The organism is Rhodococcus sp. 320_ES, assembly GCF_059691855.1.
The window spans coordinates 65,538-80,991 of sequence record NZ_JCAWAG010000007.1 but is presented as its reverse complement, the minus strand read 5'-3'; the positions used below and the strand labels follow the sequence as shown (position 1 = coordinate 80,991).

8 protein-coding genes and 1 pseudogene are annotated in these 15,454 nt (G+C 66.3%); 1 reads left to right on the top strand and 8 read right to left on the bottom strand.

What is annotated here, in order from left to right:
* Positions 1-117 precede the first annotated feature (117 nt).
* From recD to AC59JP_RS22165, 6 genes and pseudogenes are all read right to left on the bottom strand, one after another.
* Positions 118-1,968, bottom strand: coding sequence for an exodeoxyribonuclease V subunit alpha (gene recD / locus AC59JP_RS22190; RefSeq protein WP_497328008.1), 1,851 nt, complete (start codon positions 1,966-1,968; stop codon positions 118-120).
* Entirely contained in the window at positions 1,965-5,237 is a 3,273-nt protein-coding gene (locus AC59JP_RS22185; RefSeq protein WP_497328007.1) for a UvrD-helicase domain-containing protein, read from the bottom strand. Before AC59JP_RS22185 ends, recD begins: the two co-directional genes overlap by 4 nt.
* A complete protein-coding gene (gene recC / locus AC59JP_RS22180) occupies positions 5,234-8,512 on the bottom strand; it encodes an exodeoxyribonuclease V subunit gamma (RefSeq protein WP_497328006.1) in 3,279 nt (1,092 codons plus the stop codon). Before recC ends, AC59JP_RS22185 begins: the two co-directional genes overlap by 4 nt.
* Before the next feature lie 148 nt (positions 8,513-8,660).
* Positions 8,661-9,737: a DUF475 domain-containing protein gene (locus AC59JP_RS22175; RefSeq protein WP_497328005.1), complete on the bottom strand. Its 1,077-nt coding sequence runs from the start codon at positions 9,735-9,737 to the stop codon at positions 8,661-8,663.
* Positions 9,738-9,795: 58 nt separating this feature from the next.
* Positions 9,796-9,936: pseudogene (locus tag AC59JP_RS22170) on the bottom strand (TerD family protein); the annotation flags it as partial.
* 132 nt (positions 9,937-10,068) lie between these two features.
* Positions 10,069-11,958, bottom strand: coding sequence for an alpha-amylase family protein (locus AC59JP_RS22165; protein ID WP_497328004.1), 1,890 nt, complete (start codon positions 11,956-11,958; stop codon positions 10,069-10,071).
* A 41-nt stretch (positions 11,959-11,999) separates the two neighbouring features.
* Here AC59JP_RS22165 and AC59JP_RS22160 point away from each other — a divergent pair, with 41 nt between their 5' ends.
* The gene (locus AC59JP_RS22160) at positions 12,000-12,899 is read left to right on the top strand and encodes a DUF5996 family protein (RefSeq protein ID WP_497328003.1); all 900 of its coding nucleotides are present in this window, start codon (positions 12,000-12,002) and stop codon (positions 12,897-12,899) included.
* Positions 12,900-12,914: 15 nt separating this feature from the next.
* On the opposite strand, the gene AC59JP_RS22155 is transcribed toward AC59JP_RS22160, so the two are convergent.
* A complete protein-coding gene (locus AC59JP_RS22155) occupies positions 12,915-13,706 on the bottom strand; it encodes an SDR family NAD(P)-dependent oxidoreductase (RefSeq protein ID WP_497328002.1) in 792 nt (263 codons plus the stop codon).
* Positions 13,707-13,718: 12 nt separating this feature from the next.
* Positions 13,719-15,452 carry a ubiquinone-dependent pyruvate dehydrogenase gene (poxB, locus tag AC59JP_RS22150; RefSeq protein WP_497328001.1) on the bottom strand — a complete coding sequence of 578 codons (1,734 nt, stop codon included), beginning with the start codon at positions 15,450-15,452 and terminating at the stop codon, positions 13,719-13,721.
* Between the last annotated feature and the right edge of the window lie 2 nt (positions 15,453-15,454).

Genomic DNA, 15,454 nt, shown 5'->3' with positions numbered 1-15,454 from the left:
TTTGGGTGCAGAAACAAACTTTACGCCCGAAACCGACCGAATATTAGCGCACCGATCAATGGCGCGGGAGATAACGGGAGTCCCGACTATGTGGCGCACCACAATGGGAACCTCGAGTCACTCGAGTATCGTGCGCCTCAGCCCACTCGCCCGCAGCACCTGCCGCTCGACACCTGCTCGCACAGCTTCCTCGGTGCCGACCACCCGGACATGCTTCCTGGCACGGGTGATCGCCGTGTAGAGAAGTTCGCGAGTGAGAAGCGACGACGCTTCGGCGGGAAGAACCACTGTGACAGTGTCGTACTGGCTGCCCTGACTCCTGTGAATTGTCATGGCATAAATGGTCTGAATTGCCGACAATTGGCTCGGATGCAGCAGGAATGGTGTGGATCCGCGCTGGAACGCCGCGGAGAGCGTGCCGTCCTGGTTCTGCACGATGACACCGGTGTCCCCGTTGTAGATGCGTGTCTCGTGGTCGTTCGCGGTCACGAGCAACGGCTGACCCGGATACCACCGGGAGGGGTCGAAGATCTTTCCCTGCGCTTCACCCACCCACTCCATGGCGGTGCGGGCCCACCGCTGCACTCCGTACGGTCCGTCCCGATGAGCACACAGGAGACGGTGTTGCTCGAGTCCCCGTATTGCCTCGGCGGCGTGGCCCGACGCCGCGGCAGCGGTGACCACCGCGGCGGTGTCGACGACGTCCCGCCTCACCCCGGCCACGTCCTCGGGCCCATGGAACGACAACTCCTCGGTCGGGCGGTCGAGGAGACGCAGCACCGCGTCGGCGTCTCCGTCGCGCACGGCCACGGCGAGCTCGGCAATCTGCCCGCCGAAGCGCCGACCGCGGCTCAACCGCACCACACCGCCACGCAGTCGGTCCCGCTCGAGCGCGGTGAGCGCCTTCTCGTCCGGATCGTCGGCTGCGTTCAGGTCGTTCCCGACGAGCGAGGTCAGAGCCGGTGGGAGCGAACCGGTGACCGGGCGCGCCACCAGGTCGGCCAGCACCGCGCCCGCGTCGACGGAGGTCAGCTGGTCGGGGTCACCCACCAGCAGCACGCGCGTGTCGGGCCGGACGGCTTCGAGGAGGCGGCTCATCATGGTCAGCGACACCATCGACGTTTCGTCGACCACCACCACGTCGTACGGCAATCGGTTGCCGGCGGTGTACTTGAAGCGCGATTTGCTTCCCGGCTGCCATCCGAGCAGGCGGTGCAACGTCATCGCCGACAGATCGGGCGGAAGCGAGAGTTCTGCGGACTGCTCGCCGACCGACTCCTGCAGGCGTGCCGCGGCCTTTCCGGTGGGTGCCGCGAGACCGATGCGCAACGAGGGACCGTGCGCCGCAACGAGAATGGCGAGTATTCGCGCCACCGTGTGCGTCTTGCCGGTGCCGGGTCCACCGGCGATGACGGTGGTCCAGGTGGTGGCGGCCAATGCTGCGGCGATGCGCTGACGGTCGGGCGCCGACTCCCCACCGAACCGCAGCGTCAGGTCGGACGCCAGCGCCCGGGCGTCCACCTCGGGGTGCGAGGTGGAGCGTTCGTCGAGAACCTGCCGAATCATCTGCTCCTGCAGGAAGTATCGATCGAGGTAGAGCAGCAGACCCTCGTCCGTGTCGATCAGGCGAAGCGGTCGAAGAGGACCCCGGTCGCCGCCGACGATCAACGGACTGCGGCGCAGCGCGGCGATCACCCCGTCGATCTGCGGCCATGGCAAGGACTCGACCTCGACCTCGGAGTCGTCGTCGACCGTGACGTCTCGGAACCTGTTCAGGTCCAAGCACACCGAGCCCGAACGCACCGCGCGCACGGCGAGCGCCGTCGCCAGCAGCACGTCCTCCGACGACTCTCCACCGAGATGACCGAGACGAAGCGCGACGTGAACATCGGCGGCGGCGAGCACCCCCGCCTCGTTGAATTCGCGCAGGCGTCCTTTCCCGCGCTGGGCCACGGCGGCGGTGATCATGCGCCCGCTCCCGCAAGAAGGTCGGAGAGCCCCGCCACCAGCGCCGGCGGCGGCGCCCAGTCGAAGACTCCACAACCAGCGGGAGTGTCCGGACCGACCATTCCACGCACGAAGTGATACTGCGCGCCGCCGAGATGCCGATCGGCCCGGTAGCCGGGCAGACGCCACCGCAGATATCGATGCAGCGCAACCGAATACAGCAACGCCTGCAGCGGGTAGTGCGATCGCATCATCTCCCCCGCCATCCGCGTGCGACCGAAGTGAGCGACGGTGAGGTCACCACGCGATATGCGATTGGTCTTGTAGTCGACGATCACGAACTTCTCCCCGACGCGCAGCACCGAGTCGATGCTCCCGGTCAGGTACCCGCGCAACGGGACTGCCTCGAGGGTGTCGAGCATGTCCGCGTAGGGAGCCAGCACGTCGTCGGGCGACACATGCGAACGCACCAGTGCGGCAATGTTCTTCACGGTGACGAGCACGGACGCGGGGTCGTCACCGCCGACCAGTGGAAGCTCGAAATCGAGTTCGGCGAGGCGGTCCTGCGGGCCGATGTCGGCCAACGTTCCGAAACCGAGCGGGGTGTGCAGAACCGGCATGAGCGCGTCGGCGAGCGCCTCGGGTTCGACGTCGGCGAGCCGCGCCGCGACGGCGTCCCGACAGCGACGCAGCACCTCGGCGTGCAGATCGTCGACTCCGGTGTCGACGTGCTCGAGCACCTCGTGCACCAGAGTACCGAACGCTGCCCCGGCCGGCATACCGTTCATCGGCGACGGGATGCCGGTCAGCACCTCCTCGACAGGAGGTTCCCCGTCCGGCTCGTCGGTCTTCTCCTCACGCTCGACTTCGCTGCCCACGCCCGCGGTGTCGTGGGCGGACGCCGTCAGGGCGGAGTAGGACGTGCGGCGCCACGCCATGTCGAGTGTCCGGTCGAACTCAGCTGCTGCCAGTGGACCGGCCGGCGACTCTGTCGGTGACCAGTGCGCGTCGAATTCTGCTCGGGTGTCGACGAATTCGACCGAGATCGTCCCGTCAGGGCCGTCGCCCGCCCAGTTCTCGAGGTGCGTGCGCACGACGTCGTCGGCCGGGACCTTGGGTTTCGGCTCGGGTGTACTGATGCCCGGCAGCCGTCCGAACAACAGCCGATGTGCGGGCGATTCGCGCGTTCCCCAGCTCGGTGCCCACCACAAGGTGACGGCGCACTGTGCGCGCGTGAGTGCGACATAGAACAGGCGCAATTCCTCACCCGCCTGTTCGGTGTCGTGCACGGTCTTGCGCGCGGAGTACCCCGGTCCGCTCGACCCGCCCACATCCAGCAGGCGCCGGCCGTCGTCGTCGTGCAGCAGCAGCGACGTCGGCTCGAACATCGAGAAGGCATCCCAGACGTAGGGGACGTAGACGATTGGAAACTCGAGACCTTTGGTGGCGTGGACGGTCGCGATCTGCACGGCCGCGGCGTCGCTGTCGAGCCGGCGGCTCCGGTCGGTGACCCCGCCCCCGGGATCCTTGACACGATCGGTCAGCCATCGCGTCAGAGCGGTGAGGCCGAACGACTCCTCCACCGCCGCCTTGTTCAGCAGTTGCGCGATGTGGCGCAGGTCAGTCAGCTGCCGTTCCCCCGCGTCGAGCGCGAGTAGTCGACTCTCGAGGCGCGTCTCCCAGGCCATGCGTTCGAATACCGCGGCAAAACCGGACTGCGCGAACAACATCGACAGATTTCGTAGCTGGTTGCTCACCTCGGCGACGGCATCGTCACCGCGGGCGTCGAGCCCCTCGGCGGTCCACCCCAGCAGAGGGGTGAGCGCGGCGAGTCGCACTCGATCGGATCGGTGCGGTTGTTCGAGCGCTTGCAACACCCACAGCCAGTCGGTGGCGCTGGCGGTGGCGAAAACCGAGGAGCCCCCGGCGAGCACGGACGGAACACCGGCGCGATCGAGCGCATCGCGCACGAGGGCGACCTGCCGCCACGTACGCAGCAGCACGGCGACGTCTCCGGGTGCGACCGGACGACTCTCGCCGCCAATGTTCAGGGTGGTTGAACCGCTCAGCAATCCGACGATGTCCGCTGCAACGTCCTCCGCGACCCGTTCCCGCACCCGACCCACCGTGGGGAATCCCGATCGATTCAGCGGTCCCATGCTGGTGCGCGGCAGGTAGCGCACCCGCAGCGGCGGCCGTCCCGTAATCCGGGACTCGGGATGCTTGGCACCGACGTGGTGCACCACGATGTCCTCGTGACCCAGGGCGGCGCCCTCGTAGACGTGCGCGAGGGCGTCGAGCAGGGGCTGGTCACTGCGCCAGTTCGTGGTGAGCTCGTGACGTTCGTCGGCGATGCGCGCTGCATCGAGGTAGCTGAGGACCTCGGCTCCTCGGAATGCGTAGATGGCTTGTTTGGGGTCGCCGACCAGGACCAAGGTGCTGCTGCCGTGAAATGCGCGGCGCAGAATGTCCCATTGCAGCGGGTCGGTGTCCTGGAACTCGTCGACGAGAACCACGCGAAACCGCTCGCTGATGCGGGCGCACGCCGCGGCCCCGTGCTCGGGATCGTCGATCACTCCGTGCAGCAGACCGAGCAGGTCGTCGTAATCCCGCACGCCCAGAACCCTTTTGCGCCGCTCGACCTCGTCGCGGGCTTTGCGCGCGAAGATGACGCGGTGGCCCGCGACGGTGTCCTCGTCCTCGTCCGGCACCAAGACGGCTTGCCGGTCCTTGACCGCGGCCGTCGCCACCGAGCGCGCTTCCTTGGGCTCGATGGCCGCCGAGACGTCGGACCGGGAATAGGTGCGCAGGTAGATGTCGTCGGACGCCTCCGCGATGAGGTCGTCGAGATCCTCGACGAATACCGCGTCCGGCTCGCGTTCGCCGCCGATCCCCAACCCGTCGAGCATGCGCTGGCAGAAGCTGTGGGTGGTGGCGATGGTGCCGGCGTCGAAGTCGGACAGTGCCGTGGTCAGGCGTCGTCGCCGAACCTCGACCTCCGCAGGCTCGACGTCGGCGAGGCAGCGCACCACCTCGTCGGTCGACGTACGCGCCGTCTTCACGTCGGCCAATGCCGTTGCGACGGAGGCGAAGCGAGCACGGGTTCGATCGCGAAGCTCCTGCGTGGCGGCCTTGCTGAACGTCACGAGCAGCAGGTGCGCCACGTCGGTCACGCCCTCTGCAACGAAGCGGGTGGCGAGACCGACGATGGCGTAGGTCTTGCCGGTGCCGGCGCTGGCTTCGAGGACGGTCGTGCCCGTCGGCAGCGGTGCGGTCGGATCGAAGTTCATGGCTGCCCCTGCGTCTCTCGGCTCAGCAATGGGTGCCACAGCCGAAACGCCAAGGCGCCGAACCGCGTCGGGTCGTCGCTCCACGTGGCTTCGTCCTCGTGTGGTGGTCCGTCGCCGAGTGCTGCCAGCGTCGGGGAGTCTCCGTAGACGTAGACGATGCTGCGGTCGGTGTTGTCGCCGAACCTGTCCGCGAACGTCTCATTTGCGGCAGTCAGAGCACCATCGGCGTTGACGCCTCTGAACCGTCGTTCCGCGTACGCAGCCGTCGACTCTGTGGCCATCGGCAGCGGGGCCCGCATTCCGCGGTCACGAAGGTCGACCAGTTGGCGCAGAATGTCGACTGCGTTGGCTGGCGCGGACAAGGTCGATCGCATGATGGGTGTGCTGCGTTTGCCCTTCCCCGTGGTGATCGCCTCCCAGATCCCGTCCGGTGCATGAGCGGCCAAGGCCAACAGATGAACCCACGCTTCCAACCGATGTTTGGGCCCGAGCGTCGAATAGCGTGTCCTCGCGATCACGTAGCCGTGAATGCCGGGGATGGTTCCGGTGATGCGGCGGCCGTCGCCGAGATCGACCGCGACGTCCACACTCGTCGGTGAGCCCACGTGGACCGACCGGGACGCCTCGGCCAGCGCCATGACGCCCTGTTCGATGACGTTCAGCTGGCGACGGCCCTGGTGGAACGGGGGCAAGGTTCCGCGTCGCCATTCCGCGGCCGCGAACTCGGACAGTTCGGTGCCGCCGAGTACCGCGGACAGCATGCGGTCCCCGATGTTCCACCGCGACAACGGAGCCAGTTCGACGTCGAGCGCATCGGCAATGTCGTCGTCGACCTCGGGAACCCGAAAGCGGAGTCGCTGACGAAGGAACGCCTGCGTGGGGTTCTGCACGAAGGCGACCAGATCGGCCAGATTCACATCACCCGTCGGCAGCGCCGGCAAGGGTGCGGGCAGGAACGGCGGAATCGGCTGGGCGGGCTGCCGATCTGCCTTCGCACCCGCCAGCGCGCTGGTATCGAAACTGAAGGGCTCGGCGGCGACGAAGTTTCGAGGATCGAAGGGCTGCAACGGATGTCGCTGAACCGGATCGGCTCCGGCCGTCGACGTGACCACGTCCAGCAGCTCGCTGAGCGGAATGGCGGGCGGCTTGGCAACACCCGACACCGGGTCGGCGCCGGTGTAGAAGAGCAACAGTCGGTCTCCGGCGGACATCACCGCGTCGAGTAGCAGCTGACGATCCTCGCTGCGCAGGTCCCGCTCTCCGACAAGGGGATCGCGGGCCAGGACGTCGTCACCGTCGGTGCTGCTCGACCGGGGAAAGACGTCGTCGTCCAATCCGAGCAACACCACCACGCGGTGCGGCACCGACCGCATGGGCACCATGGTGCACACCGTCAGCTCACCGGTACGGAAGTTCGCGCGGGTCGGGCGACCTGCCAGACGGCTCGCCAACATGGCTCTTATGTCGGCCAGACGCAGCTCGGTGGCCGCGCCGTGTTCGGTGGCCTCGGCCAGTTCTCGGTGCGCGCCGGCCACCTGCCACTGATCCGCCACGCGGACGTCGGTCAACAGATCCAGCGCGCGGCGCAGAACTCGAACCCACTCCGACACTGTCTGCGGCCCTTGAAGATCGCGCAGAACGACGGCAAGCCGGTCCACCATTTCGGCGAACCGACCGGCGAGGTCGATGTCGTTTCCGTCGACGTCGTCCAGCGGAAGCGCGAGATCGAGCCAACTGTTGTCGGACTCGTCCGCTGCAACTCCGAGCAGGATGCGGTCGACGGCGGTGTTGAAGGTGTTCTGTGGGAAGTCGCCGAGTCCGAAGGCCTCGCGCTGTCTCGAACCGATGCCCCACCGTGCGCCCGACGCGTGCGTCCACTCTCGCAGCCGCTCGAGATCGTCGTCGGTGAAGCGGAACATGGTGCGCACCGGCGCACTGGTGGCGAGGTCGAGTACCTGACTGGCCGTGACACGGCCCTCGGCGAGTTCGAGGAACGTGGCCACGGAGGCGAGCAACGGGTTGGTCTGTCGGAGCCCGCGATCGGCGAGACGAACGCGCAGCCGGTGACCGGGGTGTCCGAGCAGGCCTTGCCCGAAGGTCGCACGCACCAGGGGCGCATACGTTTCCACGTCGGGACACAGCACGAGGACGTCGCGCGGTTCGAGGGTCGGGTCCTCGGCGAACACGTGCAGCAAGCACTCACGCAGCACTTCCACCTGACGCGGAGCTCCATGGCAGGCGTGCACCTGAACGGTGCCGTCGAGGGTGGCACCGGTCGCCGGCGCGCGGTCGTGGCGAATGTCGTCCTGGATGCGGCCCAGCAGCGTCGATCGCGTGTCGTCGCCGTCGTGATGGATGTCCGTCACGTCGTGCGGACCGAGGCGCACCTGAAGTTCGCGAACGTCCCTCGCCAGGGAGGACAGGAGCGGGTGCCCGACCGCGAGAGCCGTACCGTCCTCGGACCGGCGCACGTGCGCGGGTGCCGTGGCCAGGGACGTCCACATCGCCGGGCTCGGATGCGGAATCCACACATGCACGTCCCGATTGGCCGCCAGAGCCGAGATCACCTGCAGCTGCTCGTAACTCAGTCGGGTGGGGCCGAACAGGGACAGTCGTTCGGGTAAGTCGACCGACTCGGGCCGACTGCGCAACGTGTCGCATGCATCGCCGAGACGTTCGGCCGGACTGGGGCTCCCGATGCGTGAGTGCAGCCGTGACCACAACTCCGCTTGCCAAGCGAGGTCGGGCGCCAACGGCGCGCCCGCACCGTCGGTGAGCGCACCGCCGGACCAGTCGATCAGCATGCGGGGACGCGCGGCGGCGTACCCGCGGAAGAGATCCGCGACGTGAGCGGCGGTGGCCCACCGACGTCCCGCGCGATACCCCTCGACCGTTCTCGTCTCGGGGTCGTACCCGAGGTGCTTGGCCATCACCGCGCACCACGGTTCACCCAGGCTCTCGTCGATGACCGCCAGCAACGCCCACAGAACCCGGCCGGGCGACCAGGGATCGTCGTCCGGGTCCATCCCGCCGGCCGCGGAGATCGCCGTGTCGACGAGTCGAGTGGGCGTTGGAAAATCGATGTTGGCGGCGATACCGTCGCCGGCCGCCGTTCCCAGCACCGTGGACAGGCGCTGGTTGAGCCACCGCTCCACACCCTTTGCGGGCACAGACACGATCTCCCGAGTGAACGGATCGTCGAGGGGCGTCGACAGCACCTGCCCCAAGGCATCGGCGAGCGTTCCGGAACGCTCGGCGCGATGCACGATCAACATGCCCTGCACGGTAGCGGGTGGGTCGGACACGAAGTCGATGGAACCGATTCGAGGAAAGGTGCGTCGAACCAATCGGGGGGAGAAAGATTCGGCGGTCGGCGCCGCTCGCCCACGAACGCTGATGCGCGCCGGCCGTCGGATCCCTTACTCAGACCGTGACGACTTCGTCGCGGTCGGCCGACTTCCTGTTTCGACGAATACTGCTCACGAGCGACAGTCCGATGAGCACCACTCCCACCAGACCGGTGATGATGTCGTTGATCTCGACGCCGATGGACACCAGCAGAATGACCGACAGGGCGCCGATGGCCCAGTGCGCTCCGTGCTCGAGGTACACGTACTCCGAGAGGGTTCCCTTGCGCACCAGATAGACCGTCAGCGATCGAACGAACAGGGCGCCTACGAAGCCGAGACCCAGCGCGATGATGATCGGGTCTGCCGTGATGGCAAACGCCCCGATGACACCGTCGAAGCTGAACGACGCGTCGAGCACTTCGAGGTAGAGAAACAGGAAGAATCCGGCCTTTCCGGTGGCCTTCGCCAATTCCGAGGGGCCGTCACCGTCTCCGGTGTCGAAGAATTCTCCGAGTCCGTTGACGGCGATGTAGGTGACCATTCCGAGCACACCGGCAACCATGACGGTGGACACTTTGTCCTCCGGTGCCAGGAATTCGGCGGCCAGTACCAGGGCGATTCCGGCGACGACGACGGCCAGCATGTCGAGTTTGCCGGCCTTCGCGAGCGGCTTCTCGATGGCGGACAACCAGGTGATGTCGCGCTCTTCGAAGATGAAGCCCAGGAACAGCATCAGGAGAAACATGCCGCCGAACGCGGCGATCTGCGGATGCGCGTCGGTCAGCAGAGTTTCGTAGCTCGGTCGTCCGTCCGGGAACGTGGCGGCGCCGTCGGCCGGCGGGTTGAGTGCAAGGTCCAGTGCGGCAACGGGTCCGAGTCCCGACGCGGCCCACACGATCACGAGCGGGAAGATCAGCCGCATGCCGAACACGGCGATGATCACGCCGACCGTCAGGAAGATCTTCTGCCAGAACTCACTCATCCGTTGCAGCACAGTCGCATTGATGACCGCGTTGTCGAACGAGAGCGAAATCTCCAGAACGCCGAGGATCAACACGAGCACCGCTGCCTGCGGTCCGCCGTAGACGAACCCCACGACGACGGCGAGCACGGTGAACACGATGGACATGCCGAAGATGCGAAGCACCATTGTCGAAGAAACCTCTGCTTTGTCGCTTTTGCCCGAATTATGCTGTCAGGGCACGGTTTCAGACGTTGATCCCGTTGTCACGGACGATACCCGCAAGCCCGGACACATAACCCTGCCCGATTGCCCGGAACTTCCATTCGCCGGCGCGGCGGTAGATCTCCCCGAACACCATCGCGGTCTCGGTCGACGCATCCTCCGACGAGACATTGCCGCTTTTGGCGAGAGTTACTGCCATCACGCACCTCATTTCCGAATGTTTCGTGCGGCTGTGCACCGTCTCGGATCCCGAAGGGAACCAGATCACGTTCATCGGCGGGTTCCGGGTCCAGTACTAGGGCGCCTCGACAACCCACCAAGCCGCGTACGGCGGCACCCACACCGAACCGCCTGCGTCGACGATCAGCTCGTGCCCGGACAGCACCTCCAGTGCCGGCGACGGCAGGCGATGCTGCGGAAACGGCAGCGGGTGCGCGGTCACGTTGAACAGAGCCATCAGAGTTCCGCTGGGGTGCCGCCGCGCGATGGCGAGCAGCCCGTCCGGCGCGTCGGTCAGAACGTCGACGGGCGCTTCGGCGTGCAGCATCGGCAGATCCGCGCGCACGCGGGCGACGTGAGCTAGGCCGTCGAACACGTGCTGCGCGTCGGTGCCGGCTTCGAGGCGGCGGGCGCGGTCCGCGTCCGTGACTCGCGGCCGGTGCACCCACCTGTTGTCGCCGGAATGACCTTCTTCGGACGCCCAGTCGGGGTCGCCGAGGTGGCCGATCTCGTCGCCGCTCCACACCACCGGCATTCCGCCCCACACCGCGATGATCGCGTGCGCGAGAAACAGCCGAGCCCGTGCGTTGTCGGGATCGGATCGGAGCCCTGCCAACGCGGCCGCGGTACCGCTGATGCGGCGGTCACCGGTCTGCGGATTGTGTTGGAAGACAATGCCGTCGGCCCAGGACCCGTCGAACTCGCCGGAGTACCAGTCGGCGAGGAAGTTTCGGTGTCCCCACCCCGACAACCCCACTGCCGCAGCATCGGCGTCGTCGATAGCCCACCCGATGTCGTCGTGACAGCGGACGTAGGTGACCCAGGTGCCGCTCGGCGGAGTGGGCGGGAGCGAGGACAGCGCGTGCACCGCCAGATCGGTTCGCCCAGTGGCCAACATCGACCACACCTGCACCATCAAGCTGTTGTGGTAGGCGATGTCGGACACACGGCCGGTGTGCCGACCCGCCCCGAGGTACGGCAGCAGATCGCGCGGTCCGACGATGGCCTCGGCCTTGAACAGCACCGACGGAGCGGCGAGTCGAGCGGTGGCCCGCAGCGCCTGCGTGATGGCGTGAACCTCGGGCTGATTCTGACAGTTCGTGCCGAGCCGTTTCCAGAGAAACGCGATCGCGTCCAGGCGCAGTACCTCGACGCCCAGGTTCGCCAGATGCATGACGATGTCGGCGAATTCGACCAACACGGCCGGGTTGGCCCAGTTCAGATCCCACTGGAAGTCGTTGAAGGTGGTCCACACCCACTCGTCGAGTTCCGGGTCGAGTGTGAAGCTTCCCGGAGCGAAATCGGGAAACACTTCCGGGAGGGTTCGCTCGTAGGAGTCCGGTGTCGTGCGGTCCGGATAGATCAGGAAGTAGTCCCGATAGACCGAATCTCCCGCACGCGCCTTCTCGGCCCACTCGTGTTCGCGCGCAACATGGTTGAGCACCAAGTCGATGACCGGCGAAATTCCGCGGTCTCGCAGCTTCGCGCAGAGCTCGGACAGGTCGTCGTTGCTACCGAGATCGGAGCGGACGGTGCGGTAGTCCATGACGGCGTAGCCGCCGTCGCTGTCTCCTGGCCTCGGGGTGAGAAGCGGCATCAGATGCAGATACGTGACGCCGAGGTCCGTCAGGTGATCGAGACGGTCACCGACGCCGGCGAGGGTACCGCCGTAGCGGTCGACGTAGCAGGCGTATCCGAACATATCGGGCCCCTGGAACCAGTCGGGGCGCAGCAGGCGACGCTCGTCGAGCCGGTGCAGGTCGGTCGGCCGTGCGACGAAACCGCGTGCCGCGACCGACACCAGGCGCAGCGCAACGTGGTCCGGGTCCGGGTACAGGGCCGTGACCGCATCGTGCAGGTCGGGCCACCACCGTTCGAGCCGCAACTCGAACGACTTGCGTTGGTGGACCGGCGCGTCGGCGAGGATGTCGCGCACCGTGTCGTAGACGGCGTCGGGAGTTGCCATGAAGCGATCATTTCACGGGTCGACGTGCCACAGTATGGGCCATGACCGAGAACGCTGCCTGGCCCGCACTTCCCGTCGAGAACTGGATCGCCACCCGCGACACCGTGCACCTGTGGACTCAAATCGTCGGAAAGGTGCGTCTTGCGCTTGCCCCGGACGTCAATCATTGGTGGGGCGTCCCGCTCTACGTCGATGCCACGGGACTGACCACGTCGCTGATGCCCTACAAGTCCATCGGCGTCGAGATCAGGATGGATTTCCGGGCGCACACCCTGACCATCCTGACGACGGACGGTCGATCGCGCACCATGGCGCTGGCGCCGCGGACCGTGGCCGATTTCTACACCGAATTCCGTTCGTTGCTTGTCGAACTCGATATCGACGTCGCGATCACGCCGGTCCCGGTGGAACTCGCCCACGCGATTCCGTTCGCGGAGGACACCGAGCATTCGAGTTACGACGCGGCGGCCATGACCGACTTCTGGACGTCCCTGGTGAGTGCACACCGCGTGTTCTCGGACTTCCGGGGACGATTCCGCGGTAAGGCCAGCCCGGTCCACTTCTTCTGGGGCGCTTTCGATCTGGCCGTCACACGCTTCTCCGGACGCAAGGCCGAGCCCCATCCCGGCGGTATCCCGAACTGTCCGGACTGGGTGATGACCGAGGCCTACAGCGACGAGGTCTCGAGTTGCGGCTACTGGCCGGGTGGCGCGGACGAAGGCGTCTTCTACTCCTACGCGTACCCGTCGCCGATCGGCTTCGAGTCGCACGTCGTGGCACCGGACCAAGCCTTCTACGACGCAGCGCTCGGGGAGTTCGTACTCCCCTATGCCGATGTGCGGAACGCGGCCAACCCCGACGTGCTCCTGATGGAGTTTCTGGAGTCGACCTTTTCCGTGGCCGCCGAACTCGGTGACTGGTCGGACGCGGTGATCTTTTGAAGACGCGGTGATCTTCTAGACCAGCGCGTCCACGTACCCGCCGTCGACGCGGACCGCCGCTCCCGTGGTCGCCGACGCCAACGGCGAACTGAGGTAGACCACCATGTTGGCGATCTCCTCCGGCTCGATCAGCCTCTGCAGCAACGACTGTGGACGAAACTTCTTCATGAACTCGACCTGGGCCTCGTCCCAGGGCAAATTCGAGTCGACGAGTTCGTAGACGAAATCTTCGACGCCACCGGTGTGGGTGGGACCGGCGATCACGGAGTTGACGGTCACTCCGGTGCCGGCCGCTTCCTTCGCGAACCCGCGTGAGACCGCGAGCAGCGCAGTCTTCGACATTCCGTAGTGGATCATCTCGGCGGGTATGACGATCGCCGAATCGCTTGCGATGTCGAGGATTCGACCCCACCCCTTCTTTGTCATCTGCGGCAGATACAGTCGGATGAGCCGCGCCGCGGCAAGAACGTTGACCTCGAAGTACCGTCGCCAGTCGTCGTCGGTAATGTCGAGCGCCGGCGTCGACCCGAAGATGCCGAGGTTGTTGACGAGGATGTCGACCTCGGGAACCGTGTCCAGCACCGCGGTGGCTCCGTCGGCCGTCGTGACGTCAGCGGGAGCGGCAACGAACGTTCCGTCGGGCACCTCGGAGCGCAATCGCTCGATGGCCGCGTCGACACCCGACTGCGAACGCCCGTTGACCGCGACGGTGGCGCCCGATCGCGCCAACCCGGCAGCGATGGCCGCACCGATTCCCTGCGTGGAACCGGTGACGAGGGCGGTGTACGGGGACAGGTCGATCTGCATTAGAGGTGCCTCTCAGTCGAAGATGCGGCGCAGGACGTTGGTGTCGGCGAGGTCCACCAACTCGTCCGCCCGTCCGGACAAAATCGTCCGAATGCCGTACAGCGTGAACCCTTTTGCCTGTTCCAAGGTGATCTTGGGCGGAATGGAGAGTTCCTGGGCTGCGGTCACGACATCGATCACCGCCGGCCCGTCGTACGCGAACGCCTCGGTGAGAGCAGCTTCGAGATCCTGCGGCTTCTCCACTCGCCGACCGAACATCCCCAGCGCCCGGGCGACCGCGCCGAAATCGGGGTTCTTCAGATCGGTGCCGTAGTTGACGATGCCCGCCGCCTTCATCTCCAGCTCCACGAAGTTCAGCGACGAGTTGTCGAAGATGATCACCTTCACCGGTAACCCGCTCTGCATCAACGTGATCAGCTCACCGAAGCCCATGGTCAGTCCGCCGTCGCCGGCGAACGCCACCACCTGTCGGCCGGGCTGCGCCGTCTGCGCACCGATGGCGAGCGGCAGCGCGCAGGCCATCGAACCGTGGTTGAACGATCCCAGGAGTCGACGCTTGCCGTTCATCGTGAGGTACCGCGCGGCCCACACCACGGGTGATCCGACGTCGACGGTGAAGACCGCGTCGTCGTCGGCGAGTTCGTTTGCCAACCGCGCCAAGTACTCCGGCCGAATAGGAGTGCGGTGCCGATCGTCGACGGCGAAGGAATCGAGGTTCTTTCTCGTTTTGCGATAGTGCTTCAGGGACTTGTCCAGGTGTTCCCGGTCGGTCTTCGCGTGAAGGCGCGGCAGCAGTGCGTCGACGGTGTCGGCCACGGTGCCCACGAGACCGACGTCCAGCGTTGCTCTGCGGCCCAGGTTCTGCCCACGAATGTCGACCTGGATGATCTTCGCGTCCTCGGGATAGAAGGTGCGGTAGGGAAAGTCGGTGCCCAGCATCAGCAGCACATCGGCGTGCGAGATGGCGCGGTAGCCCGACGCGAAGCCAAGCAGACCCGTCATACCGACGTCGTACGGGTTGTCGTACTCCACATGCTCTTTGCCGCGCAGCGCGTGCACGACCGGGGCGTTGAGCGCACCGGCGATGTCGAGCAGTTGCTGGTGCGCTCCGGCCACACCGGCGCCGGCCAGAATCGTGATGTTGCTGCTCGCGTTCAGGATGGACGCAGCATGGTCGAGCGACGCGTCGTCGGGACGGACATGCGAGGTGGTGGGGCGGATCGCAGGTGTCGATTTCCGCTGTTCGGCATGTGCGAGGAAGATTTCGCCCGGTACCACCACGACCGCGACCCCTCGCTCTTCGATGGCGGCGCGCATCGCCATGGCGAGAACGTGTTCGGCCATGTCGGGATCGCTGACCAGTTCGCAGAAGACGCTGCATTCCTGAAACAGGCTCTGCGGGTGGGTTTCCTGAAAGTACTGCGACCCGATCTCGCTGCGCGGGATGTGGGCGGCGATGGCCAGCACCGGCACACGGCTGCGGTGGGCGTCGAACAACCCGTTGATCAAATGCAGGTTGCCGGGTCCGCAACTACCGGCACACACCGCGAGTTCGCCCGTGATCGCGGCATCACCGGCAGCGGCGAACGCTGCGGTCTCCTCGTTGCGAACATGCTGCCAGGTCATACCCTCGTGCCGACGGATCGCGTCGGTGAAGCCGTTCAGTGAATCTCCGGGAAGACCGTAGACGTGGGTCACGCCACTCTCGGTCAGGGTCTGGACGTAATGGTCTGCGACGGTTGCCATGG